Source organism: Streptomyces sp. NPDC001927 (assembly GCF_053594455.1).
Genome location: NZ_JBSFEN010000001.1, coordinates 686,122 through 707,294 on the forward strand (window position 1 = coordinate 686,122; position 21,173 = coordinate 707,294).

Sequence of the window (21,173 nt, forward strand, 5' to 3'; positions counted from 1 at the left end):
ACCATGACCGTCCTGAGGAGTGTCGAACCGCGCCCACGAGGGAGTGTGCTGCCATGGATGGCGTCGCCGTCGGAGCCGTCATCACCGTCGTCTGTGTCCTGCTGGTGTTGCGCAGCGGACTGCGGGTGATCAATCAGATCGAGCGAGGCGTGGTGTTCCGCTTCGGTAAGGCGCTGCCGGGGCATCGGCAGCCCGGCATCACGCTGCTCATCCCCTTCGCCGACCGGATGCGGAAGGTGAACGTACAGGTCGCGACCCTGCCGATCCCGACGCAGGAGGGGATCACCCGGGACAACGTCTCGGTGAAGGTCGACGCCGTCGTCTACTACCGGGTCGTCGATCCCGCGCGGGCCGCGATCGAGGTGCAGGACTACGCCTTCGCGGTCGGGCAGGTCGCCCAGTCCTCCCTGCGGTCGATCATCGGCAAGAGCGATCTGGACGACCTGCTGTCCGACCGGGAGCGGCTGCACGAGGGGCTCGCGCTGATGATCGACAGTCCGGCCGCCGGGTGGGGCGTCCACATCGACCGGGTCGAGATCAAGGACGTACAGCTGCCGGAGTCCCTGAAGCGGTCGATGTCGCGGCAGGCCGAGGCCGAGCGTGAGCGGCGGGCCAGGGTCATCACCGCCGACGGCGAGTTCCAGGCGGCGCAGCAGCTCGCCAACGCGTCGCGGATCATGGCCGACACGCCCGAGGCGATGCAGCTGCGGCTGCTGCAGACGGTCGTGGAGGTCGCCGCCGAGAAGAACTCCACGCTCGTCATGCCCTTCCCGGTGGAGCTGCTCCGCTACTTCGACCGGGCCGCCCGGCAGTTCGACCAGCCCCAGGAGCCTGCGGGCGGCACGCTCCCCGAGCAGCGCGCTCCCGGGGAGTAGGCGGACCGAGCGTCAGACGACCACCACCTCCACCGACGCCACCGTGTTGCAGCCGTAGCCCTGCGCGTTCCACGGGGCGCGGTCCGGCTGGGTGGCGCCGTGGGAGTCGGTCGCGCGGGCCAGCAGGCGGTAGCGGCCGGGGCGGCGCGGGGTCCACGGGTACGACCAGCCGGTCCAGGCGTACGGTCCTGTGGGCGGCTCCAGTTCGGCGTCGTGCCACCCCGTGTCCGGGTCGTCCTGCCCCGGTCCTGTGCCGTCCTCGTCCTCGGCCCGCACCTCGACGCGGCCGACGGTCCGCCCGCCGCCGGACCAGGCCCTGCCGCGTACGACGGTCTCCGTCCCGCGCCGCAGGTCCTCGTCCGGTTCCGGCGTGGTGATGAGCGACTTGACGAGGATCGCCCCGACGGGCCCGTCGGGGGTGCCGTCCGAGGCGATGTACACGTACTCCTCGGTCTGGAAGACGCCGGTGAAGGGCGTCGTGACGGCCCTCGCCCCGACCAGCCACTTCACGTCCGCGACCGCGTACCGGCCGGGCACCACGAGCCGGACCGGGGCGCCGTGCCGGGGCGGGAGCGGTTCGCCGTTCAGGTGGGTCGCGAGGAGCGTGTCGGGGTGCAGGGCCTCGGCCAGCGGCAGGGCGCGCTCGAAGGCGGTCCGCCGCCCGTGGAAGGGGCCCTCGTCCGCTCCGGTGAAGACGAACTCGACGGCCTCCGGGGCGAGCCCGGCCCGTTCGGCGACCAGGTGGAAGGGGACGCCCGCGAACCGGGCGCAGCCGACCGCCCCGCGCTCCCAGGGCAGGCCGGGCGGGCGCGGGTTCATCAGGGCGCGTCCGTTGCCCGCGCACTCCAGGACGACGTCGAGCTCACGCCGCCCGGCGCGGCCGCCGAGGGCGATGAGCTGCTCGTAGTCGATGTCGAGCGGGGCCGTCACGGCGCCGTCGACGCGCAGCCGCCAGTGGGCGATCTCCGGGCGCGGGACGCCGAAGTGGTCCCGTACGAAGAGGGCGTCGGCGGGCGTCACCGGATCGGCGAGCGCGGCCAGGGGGGTCTGGGCGTTGTACGGCTCCGTGGTCACCGTCTCGGGCGCCCAGGCGGTGGCCCCCATCCCCTGGGGAACGGCTGCTGTGCTCATGCCGGCACCTCCGTCGGGCGCGGTCCTTCTCAGCGTACGTCCGGCCCCGCGCCCCCACTCGTCAGGCTCCGCGCGCCCAACCCGTCGCGTACGGCCGGCCCCACTCGGCGCGTCCGATTCGTACAAGACCCGCGCCCCGCCGCCTGCCTACCGTGGTCCCATGAACACACCACGACTCGACGTCATCGGCCTCGTCGTCGCCGACATGGCCGCCTCGCTCGCCTTCTACCGGCGGCTCGGTCTCGACGTGCCCGCCGAGGCCGACACGCAGCCGCACGTGGAGGCCGCCCTGCCCGGAGGGATGCGGATCGCGTGGGACACCGAAGAGGTCATCCGGTCCTTCGATGCCGACTGGTCCCGGCCCCAGGGCGGTGACCGGATCGGGCTCGCGTTCCTCTGCGACTCGCCCCGAGACGTGGACGCCACGTACGAGGCGCTCGTCGCCGCCGGCTACCAGGGGCATCTGAAGCCCTGGGACGCGGTGTGGGGGCAGCGCTACGCCGTCGTGCTCGACCCGGACGGCTGCGGGGTCTCCCTCTTCGCCCAGGCCGAGGCGTAGGCCGAGAGCGTCGTTCCGGCGAGCGCCCGGGTCTCGCGGGCCAGGTGCGCCTGGTCGGCGCAGCCGGCTCGCAGAGCCGCCTCGGCGTACGGGACGCCCGCCCTGACCAGGGCCAGGGCCCGCTGGAGCCGCAGGATCCGGGCCAGCGTCTTGGGCCCGTAGCCGAACGCATCCAGCGAGCGCCGGTGCAGCTGCCGCGCGCCGAGGCCGACGGCCTCCGCGGTCTCGCCGACGGGGCGTCCGGCGGCCAGGCGCCGGGCGACGGCGCGGATCAGCGGGTCCGGGTCCTGGGCGTCCGCCGCCCGGTCGACGGCGAGGGCCTCCAGCGCGGCGGCCGGGTCGGGTGCGGCGGAGACCCGCTCGGCGAGCCGCCGGGCCCGCGCCTCGCCCCAGAGCGCCCCGAGCTCGACCCGCCGGTCCCGCAGGACGCTCGCCGGTACGCCGAGCAGGGCGGGGGCGTCCCCAGGCGCGAAGCGCAGCCCGGCGTAGGGGCCGGGGCCGGCCTCGGGGACGTACGCGAAGGTGTCGGGGCCCGCGACGAACAGCCGGCCGTCGTGCCACAGCAGGTCCATGCACCCGTCGGGCAGCACCGCCACCGGCTCCTCGCCCACGGGCGAGGGCCCGATGCTCCAGACGACCGCGCCGGCCAGGCGCGCGGGGCGTTCCTCGTACACCCTTCCGAGCCTAGGACGGTTCCTAGTCCTTCTCCCACCCCGAGTGCAGCCGCGACTTGACGTCGTCCGGGGGCAGGAAGCGCGACCAGCGTTCGGGGAACTCCGAGGGCATGTCGGGGTCGTCCTCGTCCACCTCGTCCGCCTCCGCGCGCAGCCGGGCGACGAGCTCGGCGGCCTGGGCGGCGCGGGCGCGGTCGGAGGCCTCGCGGGCGGCGGCGGTGGCGACCGAGGGCCAGACGCGGTCGATCGCCGCGTTCACCGCCGCGCCGACGAGCACGGCGAAGGCGGAGATGCCGATCCAGAGGAGGACGGCGATGGGCGCGGCGAGCGAGCCGTAGATGGTCGGGCCCTCGACCTGGCTGGTGAGGTAGATCCGCAGCAGGAAGCTGCCGAGCACCCACATCCCGAGCGCCACGAGCGCGCCCGGGATGTCCTCGATCCACGGCGATCTGACGGGCACGGAGACGTGGTACAGCGTGGTGAGGAAGGCGACGGACAGGAGGATGACGACCGGCCAGTACAGGACGGAGACGACCTCCGTGCCCCAGGGGATCAGCTCCACCACCCGGTCGGGTCCGACCACGGCGAGCGGCAGCACGACCGCGCCGATGAGCAGCGCCACGATGTAGAGCAGGAAGGCCAGGAGCCGGGTCTTGACGATGCCCCGGTGGCCGTCGAGGCCGTACATCACGGTGATGGTGTCGATGAAGACGTTCACGGCGCGCGAGCCGGACCACAGGGCGATGGCGAAGCCGAGGGAGACGAGTTCGGGGCGCGTGCCCTGGGTGACGTCGTCCAGGAGCGGCTTGGCGATGTCGCGTACGCCGCGGTCGGAGAGGACCGTTCCGGCGGCGTGGAGGATGTTCTCCCGCATGCTCGCGACGGTGTCGGTGTTGGTCCAGTCGTCGGCGTAGCCGAGGAGGGCGATCATTCCGAGCAGGAGCGGGGGCAGGGACAGCAGGGTGAAGAACGCGGCTTCGGCGGCGAGGCCGAGGATGCGGTACTCGATGCACGAGTTGACGGTGTCCTTCAGGAGCAGCCAGACCATCTTCCGCTTCGATACGTTGCGGTAGAGGACTCGCGCCCGGTGGAGTCGTGTCCCGGGCCGCCGCCCGGGTGTTTCGTTTGCTGCCTGCACCTCCTTACCGTATCGGCATGGCAGCCAGCACCCACACCGTGACCAATCAGCCTCCGCCCCTGGTGGGATACGACGTCTTCTCCACGGACCGGGCGCTCGCGGAGGCGGTGGATCGGCATCTCGACCCGCTCGGCCCGGAGGTTCTCGGCTCCGCGCGCGAGGAGCTGGCGGAGTTCGGCCGGGCCGCCGGTTCGGAGCAGGCGCGGGAGTGGGGGGACCTGGCGAACACGTTTCCGCCCCGGCTGCGGACGCACGACCGGTACGGGAACCGGATCGACGAGGTCGAGTTCCACCCGGCCTGGCACCGGCTCCTGGGCCGGGCGGTGGGCGCGGGGCTGACGAACGCGTGGGGCCGTCCGGGTGGACATGTGCGGCGCGCGGCGGGTTTCTTCCTCGCGACGCAGACCGAGGCCGGGCACGGCTGCCCGGTGTCGATGACGCACGCCGCCGTGCCCGCGCTGCGGGCGGACCCGGACCTGGCCGCCGCGTGGGAGCCGCTGCTGACCTCGCGGGTGTACGAGCAGGGGCTGCGGCCGCCGGCCGAGAAGGCCGGGGTGCTCTTCGGGATGGGGATGACGGAGAAGCAGGGCGGCAGCGACGTACGGGCGAACACGACGGAGGCCCGGCCGCTGGCCGAGGACGGGGCCTATGTGCTCACCGGGCACAAGTGGTTCTGCTCGGCGCCGATGTCGGACGGGTTCCTCGTGCTCGCCCAGGCTCCCGGGGGCCTCGGCTGTTTCCTCGTCCCCCGGGTCCTGCCGGACGGGACGCGGAACGCGTTCGCGATCCAGCGGCTCAAGGACAAGCTCGGCAACCGGTCGAACGCCTCCGCCGAGGTCGAGTTCGACGGGACGACCTGGGCCCGCCGGGTCGGCGAGGAGGGGCGCGGGGTCCGCACGATCATCGGGATGGTGGCGGCGACGCGCCTCGACTGCGTGCTGGGCTCGGCCGCGCTGATGCGGCAGGCGGTGGCGCAGGCCGTGCACCATGCCGCGTACCGCAGGGCGTTCGGCGGGGTGCTGATCGAGAAGCCGCTGATGCGCAACGTACTGGCGGATCTGGCGCTGGAGTCGGAGGCGGCGACGGTCCTCGGGATGCGGCTCGCGGCAGCGTACGACACGGACTCCGAGTCCGAGCGGGCGTTCATGCGGATCGCGGTGCCGGTGGCGAAGTACTGGGTGACCAAGCGGTGCACGCCGACGGTGGCGGAGGCGCTGGAGTGCCTCGGCGGCAACGGCTACGTCGAGGAGTCGGGGATGCCCCGGCTGCTGCGCGAGTCGCCGCTCAACTCGATCTGGGAGGGCTCGGGGAACGTCCAGGCGCTGGACGTGCTGCGGGCGTTGCAGCGGGAGCCGATGGCGCTGAACGCGTTCCTGACGGAGGTCGGGAAGGCGCGGGGCGCGGACCACCGGCTGGACGGGGCGATCCGGGGGATGCTGACCGAACTGGCCGACCTGGACGGCATCGAGGGGCGCGCGCGACGGCTCGTGGAGCGGATGGCACTGGTGTTGCAGGGGTCGCTTCTGGTGCGCTGGGCACCGTCCGAGGTGTCGGACGCTTTCTGTGCCTCGCGGCTCGGCGGCGACTGGGGCACGGCGTTCGGGACGCTGCCGTCGACGCTCGACCTGGGAGCGGTGGTGGAGCGGGCGCGGGCCGAGGTCTGAGCGCCGATTCGGGTGGCTCGTCCGCCGCGAAAAGCGGTGGGTGGTGCTGCGCCGACACGGCACCACCCTCCGCTCGCACCACCTTCACGCACGAGAGCGGTTGCTACCAGAGTTGCAAAGGGTTGCAGGATTACCGGAATCGGGCTCTACCGGCGAGCACCGGACGGCACGATGGGCACCGGACTCCGGAGTCCGGCAGAACCGATACAGCACCGACGCGGCAGTGAGGGTGGCTGGGAGAGACCGATGAAGAACACTCAGCTGAACAACACTCGGCTCGACATGAAGCGGCTGGCCGCCATGGACGCCGCCCAGGCGACCCGGCTGCTGCACCGGGTACGGGACGAGACGCTGGCCGGCCGCACGCCGCCGATCGCTCCCCGGCCGGTCATCGACGCCTCCTGGCAGCGGATGTTCCGGCTCGGTCTCGACCCGGACCAAGGCACCAGCAGCGTGCTGCTCCAGCGCGACGAGCTGGAGCAGCGGCGCCGCACGACCGTCCTCGGCGAGGTGATGCGCACCCTGAGCACGATGCTCGCCGGGATCGCGGACGCCTCGATGCAGATCATGGTGGTCACCGACGAGCAGGGCCGGGTGCTCTGGCGCGAGGGCAACCTCTCCGTGATGCGGCAGGCCAACGGCATCTGTCTGGAGGAGGGCGCGGCCTGGACCGAGCACACCACCGGGACGAACGCGGTGGGAACGGCGCTCGCGATGCGGCGGGCCGTCCAGGTCCACTCGGCCGAGCACTACGTCCAGACCCTGCACAGCTGGACGTGCGCCGCCGCCCCGGTGCACGATCCGCGCGACCAGCGGCTGTTGGGGATCGTGGACGTCAGCGGACCGGCGTCCAGCTTCCATCCGTCGACGCTCGCGCTCGTCGGCTCGGTGGCCCAGCTCGCCGAGGCGGAGATGCGCGACCGCCATCTGCGGTCGATCGAACGGCTCCGCTCGGTGGCCGCGCCGATCCTGTGCCGGGTGGGCGGGCGCGCGGTCGCGGTCGACGCGCACGGCTGGACGGCGGCGGTCACCGGGCTCGCCCCGGTGGACCGGATCACGCTGCCGAAGTCGTTCCGGGCCGGGCGGGTGTGGCTGCCGTCGCTCGGGATGTGCGCGGTGGAGCCGCTGCCGGGCGGCTGGCTGCTCCGGATCGAGGAGGAGAAGCGCGCGGACGCCTCGGCGCCGGGCGGCGCGGAGGCGGCCGGCCGGGTGGTGCTCGACCTGAGCCGGCCGCGCCGCTGGTCGGTGGCGGTGTCGGGGGCGGCGGGCAGCTGGTCCCAGGAGCTGAGCCCGCGCCACGCCGAGCTGCTGTACGTCCTGGCCCGGCACCGGGACGGGCGGACGGCGGCGGAGCTGGCCGAGGACGTGTTCGGCGACCGGACGAGGACGGTGACGGTCCGCGCGGAGATGTCGCGGATCCGCCGGAACCTGGCGAGCGTGCTCGCCCACCGCCCGTACCGGTTCAGCGAGGAGGTCGAGGTCGAGATCGTGACCCCGGCCGACCCGGTGGACCTGCTCCCCCACTCGACGGCCCCGGCGGTACGGGCGGGGCGGCTGGGCCGGGCGTAGAGGGGAGGCGGCCCGCCCCGGACCGGCCTGACCTGGACCGGCCCGGCCGACCCCGCACCGCCCCCTCGATCCCACCGCTGTCCACCATGCGGACAGCCGACCGACGGAGCCCCTTGGGAATCGCGTACTCCGCATGATGCGATGAACCCATGAGCATCACTCTCACCACCTGGTCCCTCGAACAGACCGCGCCGTCCGACCTGCGCGCCTCGACCCCGCCCGAGGGAGACGACGTCGCGATCCGGCGCGCCGAGGTGCCCTCCCCCGAGTACAGCCGCTTCCTCTATACGGCGGTCGGCGGCGACATCCGCTGGAACGACCGGCTGTCGCTGACGTACAAGCAGTGGGAGGAGATCGTCGAGAAGCCCGGGGCGGAGATCTGGGTGGCGTACGACAAGGGGACGCCGGCCGGGTACGTGGAGCTGGACCCGCAGGACGACGGAGTCGTGGAGATCGTCTACTTCGGCCTCATCCCCGCCTTCCGGGGCCGCCGGATCGGCGGGCACCTCCTCTCGTACGGTGTCCAGCGCGCCTGGGACCTGGCGGAGCGGTGGCCGGAGCGGGAGGCGACCCGGCGGGTCTGGCTGCACACCTGCTCGCTGGACGGGCCGCACGCGATGGACAACTACCTCCGCCGGGGCTTCCGGCTCTTCGACACCAAGGTGGAGGAGGTCGAGGAGTCCGAGACCCCCGGCCCCTGGCCCGGCGCGCACGGCTGAGCCCGGCCGAACAGGCCGCACGACGGCCCGGGTCCGCGGGAGGGCGGCCCGGGCGTGACCCTCGAACGTGACCCACACCACACCATCTCGCACAGCGAGACACTCTTGTCCACATAGCGGACGAAGCTGGACTGGGTCCAAAGTCCCGTGACACGCTTCCGTCATGTCTGGAACTGGAATTGCCTTGGTGAGTCGGCGGCACGTCGACCTCGGCCGCATGTCCAGCGCCATGTGTTCGGCGCGCTGAGAGAACCAGCACCGCCGCGAGCACCTTTCAGACCGACCCTGCTGCGCACCGTCGCGCCATCCCCTGACCCACGTACGAGTGTGCAGGTCAGAGCCGCCCTCCCGCAGTCCCGAAGGACGAAACGCCATGGCCGCCACCCCGGAAAACCCCGCACCCGCCACGCTCCGCCGCAAGGTGAGCCGTCACCGTGGCGAGGGCCAGTGGGCCGTGGGGCACTTCACCCCGTTGAACGGCAATGAGCAGTTCAAGAAGGACGACGACGGTCTCAATGTGCGGACACGCATTGAGACGATCTACTCCAAGCGTGGATTCGACTCGATCGACCCCAACGACCTTCGGGGCCGCATGCGCTGGTGGGGTCTGTACACCCAGCGCAAGGAGGGCCTCGACGGCACCAAGACCGGTGTCCTGGAGCCGGAGGAGCTGGACGCGGAGTACTTCATGCTCCGGGTCCGCATCGACGGCGGCCGGCTGACGACCGAACAGCTGCGGGTCATCGGCGAGATCTCGCAGGAGTTCGCGCGCGGCACCGCCGACATCACCGACCGGCAGAACGTCCAGTACCACTGGATCCGGATCGAGGACGTCCCGGAGATCTGGAACCGGCTCGAGGCCGTGGGCCTGTCGACCACCGAGGCCTGCGGTGACACCCCGCGTGTCATCCTCGGCTCGCCGGTCGCCGGGATCGCCGAGGACGAGATCATCGACGGCACCCCCGCCATCGACGAGATCTACCGCCGGATCGTGGGCAACAAGGACTTCTCCAACCTGCCCCGCAAGTTCAAGTCGGCCGTCTCCGGTTCGCCGCTGCTCGACGTGGCGCACGAGATCAACGACATCGCCTTCGTCGGCGTGAACCACCCGGAGCACGGCCCCGGCTTCGACGTCTGGGTCGGCGGCGGTCTCTCCACCAACCCCAAGCTGGGCGTCCGCCTGGGCACCTGGGTCTCCCTGGACGAGGTCCCCGACGTCTACACCGGCGTCATCTCGATCTTCCGCGACTACGGCTACCGCCGGCTGCGCACCCGCGCCCGGCTGAAGTTCCTCGTCGCCGACTGGGGCCCGGAGAAGTTCCGCCAGATCCTGGAGGACGAGTACCTCAAGCGCAAGCTGACCGACGGCCCCGCGCCCGAGCAGCCGGCCGGCCAGTGGCGCGACCACGTGGGCGTCCACAAGCAGAAGGACGGCCGCTTCTACGTCGGCTTCGCCCCGCGCGTCGGCCGCGTCGACGGCACCACGCTCACCAAGATCGCGGAGATCGCCGAGGCGCACGGTTCGGGCCGGGTCCGTACCACCGCCGAGCAGAAGATGATCGTCCTGGACGTCGAGGAGGCGCAGGTCGAGTCGATCGTCTCCGCCCTGGAGGCCCTGGACCTGCGGGTCAACCCCTCGCCGTTCCGGCGCGGCACGATGGCCTGCACGGGCATCGAGTTCTGCAAGCTGGCGATCGTCGAGACCAAGGCGCGCGGCGCCTCCCTCATCGACGAACTCGAGCGCCGCATCCCCGAGTTCGACGAGCCGATCACCATCAACATCAACGGCTGCCCGAACGCCTGCGCCCGTATCCAGGTCGCGGACATCGGTCTCAAGGGCCAGCTGGTCCTGGACGACGAGGGCAACCGCGTCGAGGGCTACCAGGTCCACCTGGGCGGCGCCCTCGGTCTGGAGGCCGGGTTCGGCCGCAAGGTCCGTGGCCTGAAGGTCACCTCGACCGAGCTGCCGGACTACGTCGAGCGGGTCCTCACGCGCTTCCAGGAGCAGCGCGAGGACGGCGAGCGCTTCGCCACCTGGGCGGCGCGCGCCTCCGAGGAGGCCCTGTCATGAGCGAGCGTGCCGCACCGTTCTACTGCCCGTACTGCGGCGACGAGGACCTGTTCCCGCACGAGAACGGGCACGGCGCCTGGGAATGCCGGGCATGCAGTCGAGCCTTCCAGCTGAAGTTCCTGGGGCTCCTCGCCCCGGGCACTTCGAGCAACCCAGCTGGAAGGGAAGAGATATGACGACGACTCAGGCCATCACCGAGGACACCCCGGACACCGACCTGAAGGCGCTCGCCGAGCAGGCCGGGCGTGACCTGGAGGACGCCTCCGCGCTGGAGATCCTCCAGTGGGCGGCCGACACCTTCGGCAAGCGGTTCTGCGTCACCTCCTCCATGGAGGACGCGGTGGTCGCCCACCTCGCCTCCCGGGCCATGCCCGGCGTCGACGTCGTCTTCCTCGACACCGGCTACCACTTCCCCGAGACCATCGGCACCCGCGACGCCGTCGACGCCGTGATGGACGTCCGCGTCATCACGCTGACCCCGCGTCAGACGGTCGCCGAGCAGGACGCCGAGTACGGCGAGCGGCTGCACGACCGCGACCCCGACCTCTGCTGCGCACTGCGCAAGGTCAAGCCGCTGGAGGACGGGCTCACCGCGTACCGCGCGTGGGCGACCGGCCTGCGCCGCGACGAGTCCCCGACCCGGGCCAACACCCCGGTCGTCGGCTGGGACGAGAAGCGGCGGAAGGTCAAGATCTCCCCCATCGCCCGCTGGACCCAGGACGACGTCGACGCCTACGTCGCCCAGCACGGTGTCCTCACCAACCCGCTCCTCATGGACGGTTACGCCTCCGTCGGCTGCGCGCCGTGCACGCGCCGCGTCGCGGAGGGCGAGGACGCCCGGGCCGGCCGCTGGGCCGGACGCGGCAAGACCGAATGCGGGCTGCACGGCTGATGACCACCACAGAGACCTCCCAGGAGAATCACGTGACCGGTGCCACCATCTGGCTCACGGGCCTGCCCAGCGCCGGCAAGACCACCATCGCGTACGAGCTCGCCGGCACGCTGCGCGGCGAGGGCCACCGGGTCGAGGTGCTCGACGGCGACGAGATCCGCGAGTTCCTCTCCGCGGGCCTCGGCTTCAGCCGCGAGGACCGGCACACCAATGTGCAGCGGATCGGCTTCGTCGCCGAACTGCTCGCCTCGAACGGCGTGAAGGTCCTGGTCCCGGTCATCGCCCCGTACGAGGACAGCCGCGAGGCCGTCCGCAAGCGCCACCAGGCCGAGGGCACCGCGTACGTCGAGGTGCACGTCGCGACCCCGGTGGACGTGTGCTCCGTACGCGATGTGAAGGGGCTCTACGCCAAGCAGGCCGCGGGCGAGCTCAGCGGTCTGACCGGGGTCGACGACCCGTACGACGAGCCGCGCAACCCCGATCTGCGGATCGAGTCCCAGAACCAGACCGTGCAGGAGTCCGCGGCGCAGCTTTACGCGCTGCTCACCGAGAGGGGCCTGGCGTGACCACCGTTGCCCATGTTCATGAGGAGACCGACAGCCCGTTCGCGCTGTCGCACCTGGACTCGCTCGAGTCCGAGGCCGTCCACATCTTCCGTGAGGTGGCGGGGGAGTTCGAGCGGCCGGTGATCCTCTTCTCCGGCGGCAAGGACTCCATCGTCATGCTGCACCTGGCGCTGAAAGCGTTCGCGCCGGCGCCGGTGCCGTTCACGCTGCTGCACGTCGACACGGGGCACAACTTCCCCGAGGTCATCGAGTACCGCGACCGGGTCGTCGCCGAGCACGGGCTGCGCCTTCACGTGGCCTCGGTGCAGGAGTACATCGACGCCGGGAAGCTGCGCGAGCGTCCCGACGGGACGCGCAACCCGCTGCAGACGGTGCCGCTGACCGAGGCGATCCAGCAGCACCGTTTCGACGCCGTCTTCGGCGGCGGGCGGCGCGACGAGGAGAAGGCCCGTGCCAAGGAGCGGGTGTTCTCGCTGCGCGACGAGTTCTCGCAGTGGGACCCGCGCCGCCAGCGCCCGGAGCTGTGGCAGCTGTACAACGGCCGGCACGCCCCGGGTGAGCACGTCCGGGTCTTCCCGCTCTCCAACTGGACCGAGCTGGACGTCTGGCAGTACATCCAGCGGGAGAAGATCGACCTCCCCGACATCTACTTCGCCCACGAGCGCGATGTGTTCGCCCGCAACGGCATGTGGCTGACGGCCGGCGAGTGGGGCGGCCCGAAGGACACCGAGACGGTGGAGAAGCGGCTGATCCGCTACCGCACCGTCGGCGACATGTCCTGCACCGGCGCCGTCGACTCCGACGCCACCACGCTGGACGCCGTCATCGCCGAGATCGCCGCCTCCCGGCTCACCGAGCGGGGTGCGACCCGCGCCGACGACAAGCTGTCCGAGGCCGCGATGGAAGACCGCAAGCGCGAAGGGTACTTCTAATGAGCACCACCACCGAGCAGCTCTCCGACGAGCAGCTGGCCGCCACCACCCTGCTGCGTTTCGCCACCGCCGGGTCCGTCGACGACGGCAAGTCCACGCTGGTGGGCCGGCTGCTGCACGACTCCAAGTCGGTCCTCGCCGACCAGCTGGAGGCCGTGGAGCACGCCTCCCGTTCGCGCGGCCAGGAGGCGCCGGACCTGGCGCTGCTGACCGACGGCCTGCGGGCCGAGCGGGAGCAGGGCATCACGATCGACGTGGCGTACCGCTACTTCGCGACCCCGCGCCGCCGCTTCATCCTGGCCGACACCCCCGGGCACGTGCAGTACACCCGGAACATGGTCACCGGCGCCTCGACCGCCGAACTGGCCGTGGTCCTGGTCGACGCGCGCAACGGTGTCGTCGAGCAGACCCGCCGGCACGCGGCCGTCGCGGCGCTGCTGCGGGTGCCGCACGTGGTCCTCGCGGTCAACAAGATGGACCTCGTGGAGTACGCGGAGCCCGTCTTCGCGGCGATCGCCGAGGAGTTCACGACGTACGCCTCCGAGCTGGGCGTCCCCGAGATCACCGCGATCCCGATCTCGGCGCTCGCCGGTGACAACGTGGTGGAGCCGTCGGCCAACATGGACTGGTACGGCGGCCCGACGGTCCTGGAGCACCTGGAGACCGTCCCGGTCAGCCACGACCTGACGGCCTGCCACGCGCGGTTCCCCGTGCAGTACGTGATCCGTCCGCAGACCGCCGAGCACCCGGACTACCGGGGCTACGCGGGCCAGATCGCGGCCGGTGCCTTCCGGGTCGGCGAGCAGGTCTCCGTGCTGCCCTCGGGGAAGACGTCCACGATCACCGCGATCGACGCGCTCGGCGAGTCCGTGGACATCGCCTGGGCCCCGCAGTCGGTGACGATCCGGCTCGCCGACGACATCGACATCTCGCGCGGCGACCTCCTCGCCCCGAGCGGTGACGCCCCGGCGACCAGCCAGGACGTCGAGGCGACGGTCTGCCACGTGGCGGACCAGCCGCTGAAGGTCGGGCAGCGGGTGCTGCTCAAGCACACCACCCGCACGGTCAAGGCGATCGTCAAGGAGATCCCGTCCCGGCTCACCCTGGACGACCTCTCCCAGCACCCCGAGCCGGGGCAGCTCGTCGCCAACGACATCGGCCGGGTCAAGGTCCGTACGGCCGAGCCGCTCGCGCTCGACTCGTACGCCGACTCCCGCCGTACCGGCTCGTTCCTGCTGATCGACCCGGCGGACGGCACCACGCTCGCGGCCGGCATGGCGGGCGAGTCCTTCGCCGACGCCAAGGCCGTGAAGGCCGGTTCGGACGCGGCGGACACCGCGGACGACAAGGGCTGGGACTTCTGAGATGACGTACGACGACGTCTACGGCACCTTCGCCAAGGAGGGCGGCCGCGTGGGTTCCGGCGCCCTCGGCGCGGGCAGCGGGGGTGTCGCGCGATGTGCGTGCTGATTCCGATGCGGTGCGTACGCGCCGCGCTGCCGCTCCACCCGTACCACGAACGACATAGCCGAAGAAGCCTTCGAAGACCCTGAGGGGACCACCTCCGTGCCTGCCTTCCGCACCACTCCGCGCCGCCCGATCGCCGCTCTCGCGGCTCTTCCGCTGCTGATCGGCGCGCTCGCCTCGTGCGGGTACGGATCCCAGGCGAAGGGCGACGAGCAGAAGGTGGCCGCCCAGGGCGCGAAGCTGTCCGCGGACACGGTCCGGGTCGGCTACTTCCCGAACCTGACGCACGCGACGGCGCTCGTGGGCGACCAGGAGGGCATCTTCCAGAAGGAGTTGGGCGGGACGCAGCTGAAGGTCTCGACCTTCAACGCCGGCCCGTCGGAGATCGAGGCCCTGAACGCCGACTCGATCGACATCGGCTTCATCGGCCCCTCCCCCGCGATCAACGGCTACACCAAGTCCCAGGGCAAGAACCTCCGTATCGTCGGCGGTTCGGCGTCGGGCGGCGTGAAGCTGGTCGTGAACCCGGCGAAGATCAAGACCCTGGACGACGTGAAGGGCAAGCGGATCGCCACTCCGCAGCTCGGCAACACCCAGGACGTCGCCTTCCTCAACTGGGTTTCGGAGAAGGGCTGGAAGGTCGACGCCCAGAGCGGCAAGGGCGACGTCTCCGTCCTGCGTACGGACAACAAGGTGACCCCGGACGCCTACAAGTCCGGCTCCATCGACGGCGCCTGGGTCCCCGAGCCGACCGCCTCCAAGCTGGTCAGCGAGGGCGGGAAGGTGCTGCTCGACGAGGCGTCGCTGTGGCCGGACAAGAAGTTCGTGATCACGAACATCATCGTGTCGCAGAAGTTCCTGGCCGAGCACCCGGACGTCGTCGAGGCGGTGCTGCGCGGTTCGTCGAAGACGAACGCGTGGATCAACGCCCACCCGGACAAGGCCAAGGCCTCGGCCAACGCCAAGCTCAAGGAGCTCACGGGCAAGCCGCTGGGCGCCGAGGTCATCGACGCCGCCTGGCCCTCGATCCAGTTCACCGACGACCCGCTCGCCGCGACCCTGCGCGCCCAGGCGGACCACGCGGTGAAGGCCGGACTCCTCAAGCAGCCCGACCTCAACGGCATCTACGACCTGGGGCCCCTCAACAAGGTCCTGACGGCAGCGGGCAGGTCCGCCGCATCCGACGCCGGCCTCGGCGCCAAGTAACCGAACCCACAGGAGGTGACGACCATGGCAACGACCGCGACGCTCGCCAAGGCCGAGGACCGTGCGCAGGTGACGCACGCCGCCCGGCTCGACCACGTCTCGAAGTCCTTCGGCGGACCGGGCGGAGGACAGCTCGTCCTCGACGACATCTCGCTCGACGTCGCCCCGGGTGAGTTCGTCACCCTGCTCGGCGCCTCGGGCTGCGGCAAGTCCACCCTGCTGAACCTGGTCGCCGGGCTCGACCGGCCCTCCGCCGGGTCCATCGAGACCCCCGGCGGCCGGCCGGCCCTGATGTTCCAGGAGCACGCCCTCTTCCCGTGGCTGACCGCGGGCAAGAACATCGAACTCGCCCTGCGGCTGCGCGGGGTGCCGAAGTCCGAGCGGCGCCCGGAGGCGGAGCGCCTGCTCGAACTGGTGCGGCTCTCGGGCTCGTACCGCAAGCGGGTGCACGAGCTGTCCGGCGGCATGCGCCAGCGCGTCGCACTGGCCCGGGCGCTCGCCCAGGACAGCGACCTGCTGCTGATGGACGAGCCGTTCGCGGCGCTCGACGCCATCACCCGGGACGTGCTGCACGACGAGCTGACCCGGATCTGGCGCGAGACGAACGTCTCGGTGCTTTTCGTGACCCACAACGTGCGCGAGGCCGTGCGGCTCGCCGAGCGCGTGGTGCTGCTCTCGTCCCGCCCCGGGCGGATCGCCCGGGAGTGGACCATCGACATTCCGCAGCCGCGCCGCATCGAGGACGCCGCCGTGGCGGAACTGTCCATCGAGATCACCGAAGAACTGCGTGGGGAGATCCGCCGCCATGGCCAGCACTGACACGACCACCACGAAGGCCGCCAAGGCCGACGACCTGGCCGGTCTGGAAGCCGGACTCGACGCGCTGGACGCGGTGCAGCTGCGCCGTACGCCGGTGCGCGAGGTCCTGGTGAAGAAGGTCCTGCCGCCGGTCCTCGCCGTGGTCCTCGTCCTCGCGGTCTGGCAGCTCCTCGTCAACCTCGAGGTCACCGACGAGTCCAAGCTGCCCGCGCCGCTCGCGGTCTGGGACAGCCTGAAGACCATGTGGCTGGAGGGCACGCTCCTCGAGGTCCTCTGGACGAGCGTGTCGCGCGCCCTGCTCGGCTTCCTGATGGCGCTCGCCATCGGTACGCCGCTGGGCCTGCTGGTCGCCCGCGTGAAGTTCGTGCGCGCGGCGATCGGTCCGGTGCTCGCGGGCCTGCAGTCGCTGCCTTCGGTCGCCTGGGTGGCCCCGGCGGTGCTGTGGATCGGCCTCAACGACTCGATGATGTACGCGGTGATCCTGCTGGGCGCCGTGCCGTCGATCGCCAACGGCCTGGTGGCCGGCGTCGACCAGGTCCCGCCGCTCTTCCTGCGGGCCGGGCGCACGCTCGGCGCCACGGGCCTGAAGGGCGCCTGGCACATCGTGATGCCGGCCGCGCTGCCCGGCTACCTCGCGGGCCTGAAGCAGGGCTGGGCGTTCTCCTGGCGGTCCCTGATGGCGGCGGAGATCATCGCGTCCTCGCCTGACCTGGGGCTCGGCCTCGGCCAGCTCCTGGAGAACGGCCGCAACAACTTCGACATGCCGGGCATCTTCCTCGCGATCATCCTGATCCTGCTTGTGGGTGTCGCCATCGACCTGCTGATCTTCAGCCCGCTGGAGCGCGCGGTGCTGCGCGGCCGCGGTCTGCTGGTGAAGTGAAGAGCTGACCATGAGCGCTCCCGTCCTCCTCGTCGTCGCCCACGGCAGCCGCGATCCGCGGCACGCCGCGACCGTGCATGCCCTGGTGCGGCGCGTCCGGTCGCTGCGGCCGGGGCTGCGGGTGGAGACGGCGTTCCTGGACTTCAACCTGCCGTCCGTCCCGGGCACCCTCGACCGTCTCGCGGCAGAGGGCGTACGGGACGTGGTGGCCCTGCCCCTGCTCCTGACCCGCGCCTTCCACGCGAAGGCCGACATCCCGGCGGTCCTCCGCGAGGCCCCGCCGACCCTGCGGATCCGCCAGGCGGAGGTCCTCGGCCCGTCCCCGCTGCTGCTCGCGGCGGTGGAACGACGCCTGTACGAGGCGGGCCTGACGCCCGCCGAAGAGAGCGCGACCGGGGTCGTCCTGGCCTCGGCGGGCTCCACAGACCCGGAGGCGATCGCAGCGATCGCAACTGTTCCCGCCCGGGGGACAACCCCCGGACCCCCGGCAGGAACTGCCGCGTGGCGTCGGGCGGTCGACGAGATGAAGCGCTCGACGGGGGTCGTTCTGGCCTCGGCGGGCTCCACAGACCCGGAGGCGATCGCAGCGATCGCAGAAACGGCGCGGGAGCTGCGGCGCACCGGTTGGTGCTCCGTGCGGCCTGCGTTCGCCTCCGCATCTCTCCCGAGGACCGAGGACGCGGTCCGGGCGATGCGCGCCGACGGCGTGCGCCGGGTGGCGGTGGCCCCCTACGTCATCGCCCCCGGCCGACTCCCGGACCGCATCGCGGCGGGCGCGGCCGAGGCCGACGTCCTGGCGGACGTCCTCGGCGCCTCGGAGGAACTGGCCCGGCTGCTGATCCGGCGCTACGACCAGTCCCGTACGACGGAACGCGCGGCCGTCGCCTAGGGGGCGTGCTGGGACCGCGTCTGAGCACGGCCGTTGACGATCGCGGCCGTGAGTGTGGCGGCGGAACCGACGGCGGCGCCCGGCAGCGCGGCGAGTCCTGCGTCCATGGGCCAAGTCTGATGTTCTCGCGGTTCGTCCGGTGCGCCGGGGCTTCGTCCCTGGATCCGGTCCGACTGCTGTGACCGCCCTCACACGCGCGGAGTTGTCACGTCCGCCGCCGGTCCGGTGTCTTCTCTGCAGGAGCGAGGGAAGGGATCGTGAGATGAAGGCAGTCATCGTGTGCGTCTCCGTGTCGCACGGCAATACGCGTCGAGTCGCCGACAGCATCGCCCAGGTGTTGGGCGCGAAGGTCGTCTCCCCCGAACAGGCCGACCCGGCGGAGCTGGCCGCGGCCGACCTGGTCGGGTTCGGCTCCGGCGTCTTCTACAGCAAGCTCCACCCGGACCTGACCGACTTCGTCAAGGCGCTTCCCGCCGGGCGGGGACGGGCGTTCGTGTTCGCCACCAGCGGGCTCCCGGAGCTGCCGCCGGCGCCTTTCACCCGCCCCCTGGTCCGGCTCCTCGAAGGCAAGGGCTTCGAGCCGGCCGGGAGCTTCTCGTGCCGGGCGTTCGACACCTGGGCTCCCTTCAAGCTCGTCGGCGGCATCAACAAGCAGCGGCCGAACGCCGGTGACCTGGACGCCGCGCGGGCGTTCGCCGAGCGGCTGCGGGCCGGGCGAGCCTCGCGCCCCTGAGGGGGCGCGGCATCACCGCTCCGCGGCGCTCTCCGTGGCACGGTGACCTGCCACCCGTAGCGTGATCGTCGCCGCGAGCCCCGCCGTCAGACCGACCGTCAGGGCCGCCGGGACGCCGTTGCCGAGGGCGGCGGAGAGCTGGATCAGGCCCCAGCGCATGCCGGTCCGGTTCGTCGCCATGCCGAGCAGCTGGCTCGCGAGCAGGCCGAGGACCGTCGCGCAGACGGTGCCGATCGCCATGGCCGGGAGCGTGACCCGGGTGAGGAGGCCGGGGAGGCAGCGAAGCGCCCACCACACCAGCACGAGCAGCAGCACGTCACCCGCGCGGTAGAGGAGCCAGTCGCCGACCGAGCCGCCGGCCGGGCCCGACCACCCGCCGAGCAGCAGCCACTGGCGCAGCAGATCGCCCGGCTCTGCGAACAGCCCGCCGTCCGGCGAGATCATCTGGATCTGCGCGGCGACCCGCTCGTACGAGAGGACCACCAGGGACAGGGCCACGACGGCCGTCCCGACCGTGGCCGACAGGCGGGCGGCGCGCGCCGCGACCTGCTGCCGAGGCAGCGGATCCGCGCCCTTGACCGCGACCCGCGCGACGAGCACCGTCACGGCCGCCACCACCAGCCCGGTCACCACGAGCACCTGGCGCCCCGAGGAGATCACGCTCGCCAGGTGCGGCAGGAAGCGGTAACTGCCGCGCCCGTTCGCCGCGATGGCCCACGGCGCGGAGACCGCCACCGCCAGCGTTCCGGCCACCACGCCCCAGGCCCACACCCCGAGCAGCGTCGCCGGCGTCCGGCCCCGCACCGGCGGCAGCCTACGGAGCAGCAGCAGCGCCCCGGGCACGAAGAAGGCGAAGACCGCCGCGAACCGGATCTGCATCCCGGTGGTGTAGAGCGAGAGGTAGCGGCTGTTGTCGACCGAGGCGGTGTCGCCGATCCCGCCGGACACCTCGGCACCGAGGCGGTACGAGGCCGGCGGGTCGTACGCCCACGGAACCAGCCAGTGCTCCAGCTCGGCGGCGGTCCGGCCACCGATCGCGCTCGTGGTGCCCTGCAGATGCAGCGCCTGCGTACTCGCCCCCGCCCACCACAGCAGCGCGAGGAGCAGAAGTCCTCCCACCAGTGCCGGTATCGCCGCTCTCCGGTATGTCATGTCCCGCCCCGTGTTGGCCCCCGTGCACGTGGTGCACCTGATCACAAGGAGGCTACGGCGTGCCGATCACGTACATGTCACGCCGTCCCCGTCGCCTAGGCTCCGGGATCATGACGACGTACCACGAAGACGAAGCGGACACGGAACGCCCCACGCCCCGGCGCAGGTCGGTGCGGTGGGCGATCGTCGCGCTCGTGGTCGCGGTCCCCGTCGGCGGTCTCGTCTGGCTGTTCCAGGACGCGTTGTTCAGCCCGTTCGGCGACGGCCGCGCCTGCGAAGGGAGCGAAGCGGCGCTGCCCGCGACGATCGCCCCCGTCGGCGTCCCCCTGCCCGCCGACGCCTCCGAGGTCCACTACACCGTCCGCAAGGGCCGCGCCCATGTCTCCTTCCTGAGCAAGGAGATTCCGGAGTACCTCGTCCGCGCCGGCCTGCTCACTCCGGGCGAACCGCTCATCGACGAGCGGGACGACCCCAAGTACGCGCTCGGTGCAGGCGAACCCGAGCTGCCCCACGGGGTGTGCGGCTCCCCCCTGTACGGCCCCGTCTGGTTCTACGGGAACGGCTCGGTCGAGGTCGAGGTCGAGCGCTCACCGGTCACCCCCGACCGCTTCCCGAACCCGGCGCGGGCCGTCGTCACGTACACCCCCTGACGCTCGGGCACTCTCAGGCGCGCGGGTCGCGGCCGCTGGCGGCGAGCGCCCGCTCGAAGTCGGACGCGTTCTCCGGTACTTCGACGGGGGCGGCGAAGCCGTCGTACTGGCGGTAGACCTCGGCGTGCTCCTCGACGACCGCGAGGACGAACGTCCCCGTCCCGTCGGGGAGCGTGAGGCGTTGACCGGTGGAGCGGGCCAGGTCCCAGCCGTGCAGGGCGAGTTCCTTGACGATCAGCGAGGCGATCACGGGGGCGGGCATGGTGGCGTAGCCGGTGTCCACGTCGCCCTCCCAGACGTCCGGCTTCTCCCAGGCGGCGAGCGCCCGGTCCAACTGGGCCGCGTACCGCTCCGCCCAGTCGGCGTCGGCGGTGAAGTCCCGCTGGACGGTGGCCTCGGGGAGCTGCTCGCGCAGGGCACGGCGCTCCAGGCCGTGGGCGGAGTAGAGGACGAGGTGGTTGACGAGTTCGCGCACCGTCCAGTCGGTGGCGACGGACGGCTGGGCGAGCTGCTCCGTGGTGACACCGCGGGCGACCCGGGCGGCCTCGGCGGCGCAGACGGTGAGATGGGTGTGGATGGCGTTCATA

At 71.9% G+C, this 21,173-nt stretch carries 23 protein-coding genes; 18 read left to right on the forward strand and 5 right to left on the reverse strand.

Features of this window, described 5'->3' with window-relative positions:
* The first annotated feature begins 53 nt into the window (after positions 1–53).
* Entirely contained in the window at positions 54–875 is an 822-nt protein-coding gene (locus tag ACWCO8_RS02860) for a slipin family protein (protein ID WP_362017072.1), read from the forward strand.
* A gap of 12 nt (positions 876–887) precedes the next feature.
* Here the strand turns inward: ACWCO8_RS02860 and ACWCO8_RS02865 are convergent, their stop codons facing one another.
* Entirely contained in the window at positions 888–2,006 is a 1,119-nt protein-coding gene (locus tag ACWCO8_RS02865; RefSeq protein WP_362017071.1) for a molybdopterin-dependent oxidoreductase, read from the reverse strand.
* Between the two features lie 160 nt (positions 2,007–2,166).
* Between ACWCO8_RS02865 and ACWCO8_RS02870 the strand changes: the two genes are divergently transcribed.
* Positions 2,167–2,565, forward strand: coding sequence for a VOC family protein (locus ACWCO8_RS02870; protein WP_362017069.1), 399 nt, complete (start codon positions 2,167–2,169; stop codon positions 2,563–2,565).
* On the opposite strand, the gene ACWCO8_RS02875 is transcribed toward ACWCO8_RS02870, so the two are convergent.
* Together ACWCO8_RS02875 and ACWCO8_RS02880 are read right to left on the reverse strand one after the other, a co-directional pair.
* Positions 2,502–3,239: a helix-turn-helix domain-containing protein gene (locus tag ACWCO8_RS02875; RefSeq protein WP_451030609.1), complete on the reverse strand. Its 738-nt coding sequence runs from the start codon at positions 3,237–3,239 to the stop codon at positions 2,502–2,504. The two genes, ACWCO8_RS02870 and ACWCO8_RS02875, sit on opposite strands and share 64 nt — an antisense overlap.
* 22 nt (positions 3,240–3,261) lie before the next feature.
* Positions 3,262–4,377, reverse strand: a complete 1,116-nt coding sequence (locus tag ACWCO8_RS02880; RefSeq protein WP_451030610.1) for a YihY/virulence factor BrkB family protein — start codon at positions 4,375–4,377, stop codon at positions 3,262–3,264.
* Between the two features lie 17 nt (positions 4,378–4,394).
* On the opposite strand from ACWCO8_RS02880, the gene ACWCO8_RS02885 reads away from it, so the two are divergent.
* The 15 genes from ACWCO8_RS02885 to ACWCO8_RS02955 all read left to right on the forward strand — a co-directional run bounded on the left by ACWCO8_RS02885 (position 4,395) and on the right by ACWCO8_RS02955 (position 18,784).
* On the forward strand, positions 4,395–6,041 hold the full coding sequence (locus ACWCO8_RS02885) for an acyl-CoA dehydrogenase family protein (RefSeq protein WP_451030611.1): 1,647 nt from the start codon (positions 4,395–4,397) through the stop codon (positions 6,039–6,041).
* 246 nt (positions 6,042–6,287) lie between these two features.
* Positions 6,288–7,610, forward strand: coding sequence for a GAF domain-containing protein (locus ACWCO8_RS02890; protein WP_451030612.1), 1,323 nt, complete (start codon positions 6,288–6,290; stop codon positions 7,608–7,610).
* Between the two features lie 149 nt (positions 7,611–7,759).
* Complete coding sequence (locus ACWCO8_RS02895; protein ID WP_362017059.1) at positions 7,760–8,329, forward strand: GNAT family N-acetyltransferase; 570 nt, start codon at positions 7,760–7,762, stop codon at positions 8,327–8,329.
* Between the two features lie 163 nt (positions 8,330–8,492).
* Positions 8,493–8,576 carry a putative leader peptide gene (locus ACWCO8_RS02900; RefSeq protein ID WP_352077884.1) on the forward strand — a complete coding sequence of 28 codons (84 nt, stop codon included), beginning with the start codon at positions 8,493–8,495 and terminating at the stop codon, positions 8,574–8,576.
* Between the two features lie 126 nt (positions 8,577–8,702).
* A complete protein-coding gene (locus ACWCO8_RS02905) occupies positions 8,703–10,400 on the forward strand; it encodes a nitrite/sulfite reductase (RefSeq protein ID WP_451030613.1) in 1,698 nt (565 codons plus the stop codon).
* Positions 10,397–10,576, forward strand: a complete 180-nt coding sequence (locus tag ACWCO8_RS02910) for a hypothetical protein (RefSeq protein WP_451030614.1) — start codon at positions 10,397–10,399, stop codon at positions 10,574–10,576. The genes ACWCO8_RS02905 and ACWCO8_RS02910 overlap by 4 nt, the downstream gene beginning before the upstream one ends.
* Complete coding sequence (locus ACWCO8_RS02915) at positions 10,573–11,292, forward strand: phosphoadenylyl-sulfate reductase (RefSeq protein WP_451030615.1); 720 nt, start codon at positions 10,573–10,575, stop codon at positions 11,290–11,292. Before ACWCO8_RS02910 ends, ACWCO8_RS02915 begins: the two co-directional genes overlap by 4 nt.
* Complete coding sequence (gene cysC / locus ACWCO8_RS02920) at positions 11,274–11,858, forward strand: adenylyl-sulfate kinase (protein WP_451030616.1); 585 nt, start codon at positions 11,274–11,276, stop codon at positions 11,856–11,858. Before ACWCO8_RS02915 ends, cysC begins: the two co-directional genes overlap by 19 nt.
* A complete protein-coding gene (gene cysD / locus ACWCO8_RS02925) occupies positions 11,855–12,790 on the forward strand; it encodes a sulfate adenylyltransferase subunit CysD (RefSeq protein ID WP_362017049.1) in 936 nt (311 codons plus the stop codon). The genes cysC and cysD overlap by 4 nt, the downstream gene beginning before the upstream one ends.
* Positions 12,790–14,154 carry a sulfate adenylyltransferase subunit 1 gene (locus ACWCO8_RS02930; protein WP_451030617.1) on the forward strand — a complete coding sequence of 455 codons (1,365 nt, stop codon included), beginning with the start codon at positions 12,790–12,792 and terminating at the stop codon, positions 14,152–14,154. Before cysD ends, ACWCO8_RS02930 begins: the two co-directional genes overlap by 1 nt.
* Positions 14,155–14,356: 202 nt before the next feature.
* Positions 14,357–15,463 (forward strand): aliphatic sulfonate ABC transporter substrate-binding protein, encoded by a 1,107-nt coding sequence (locus ACWCO8_RS02935; protein ID WP_451030618.1) that lies wholly within the window; start codon positions 14,357–14,359, stop codon positions 15,461–15,463.
* A 24-nt stretch (positions 15,464–15,487) separates the two neighbouring features.
* The gene (locus ACWCO8_RS02940; RefSeq protein WP_451030619.1) at positions 15,488–16,282 is read left to right on the forward strand and encodes an ABC transporter ATP-binding protein; all 795 of its coding nucleotides are present in this window, start codon (positions 15,488–15,490) and stop codon (positions 16,280–16,282) included.
* Positions 16,269–17,162, forward strand: coding sequence for an ABC transporter permease (locus ACWCO8_RS02945; RefSeq protein WP_362017041.1), 894 nt, complete (start codon positions 16,269–16,271; stop codon positions 17,160–17,162). The genes ACWCO8_RS02940 and ACWCO8_RS02945 overlap by 14 nt, the downstream gene beginning before the upstream one ends.
* A gap of 10 nt (positions 17,163–17,172) precedes the next feature.
* Positions 17,173–18,051 carry a sirohydrochlorin chelatase gene (locus ACWCO8_RS02950; protein WP_451030620.1) on the forward strand — a complete coding sequence of 293 codons (879 nt, stop codon included), beginning with the start codon at positions 17,173–17,175 and terminating at the stop codon, positions 18,049–18,051.
* Between the two features lie 262 nt (positions 18,052–18,313).
* Positions 18,314–18,784, forward strand: a complete 471-nt coding sequence (locus ACWCO8_RS02955; RefSeq protein WP_451030621.1) for a flavodoxin family protein — start codon at positions 18,314–18,316, stop codon at positions 18,782–18,784.
* A gap of 12 nt (positions 18,785–18,796) precedes the next feature.
* On the opposite strand, the gene ACWCO8_RS02960 is transcribed toward ACWCO8_RS02955, so the two are convergent.
* Positions 18,797–19,936, reverse strand: coding sequence for a hypothetical protein (locus tag ACWCO8_RS02960; protein WP_451030622.1), 1,140 nt, complete (start codon positions 19,934–19,936; stop codon positions 18,797–18,799).
* A gap of 110 nt (positions 19,937–20,046) precedes the next feature.
* Here ACWCO8_RS02960 and ACWCO8_RS02965 point away from each other — a divergent pair, with 110 nt between their 5' ends.
* A complete protein-coding gene (locus ACWCO8_RS02965) occupies positions 20,047–20,586 on the forward strand; it encodes a hypothetical protein (protein ID WP_451030623.1) in 540 nt (179 codons plus the stop codon).
* A 13-nt stretch (positions 20,587–20,599) separates the two neighbouring features.
* Here ACWCO8_RS02965 and ACWCO8_RS02970 read toward each other — a convergent pair whose 3' ends face one another.
* The gene (locus ACWCO8_RS02970) at positions 20,600–21,172 is read right to left on the reverse strand and encodes a TIGR03086 family metal-binding protein (RefSeq protein ID WP_451030624.1); all 573 of its coding nucleotides are present in this window, start codon (positions 21,170–21,172) and stop codon (positions 20,600–20,602) included.
* Between the last annotated feature and the right edge of the window lies 1 nt (position 21,173).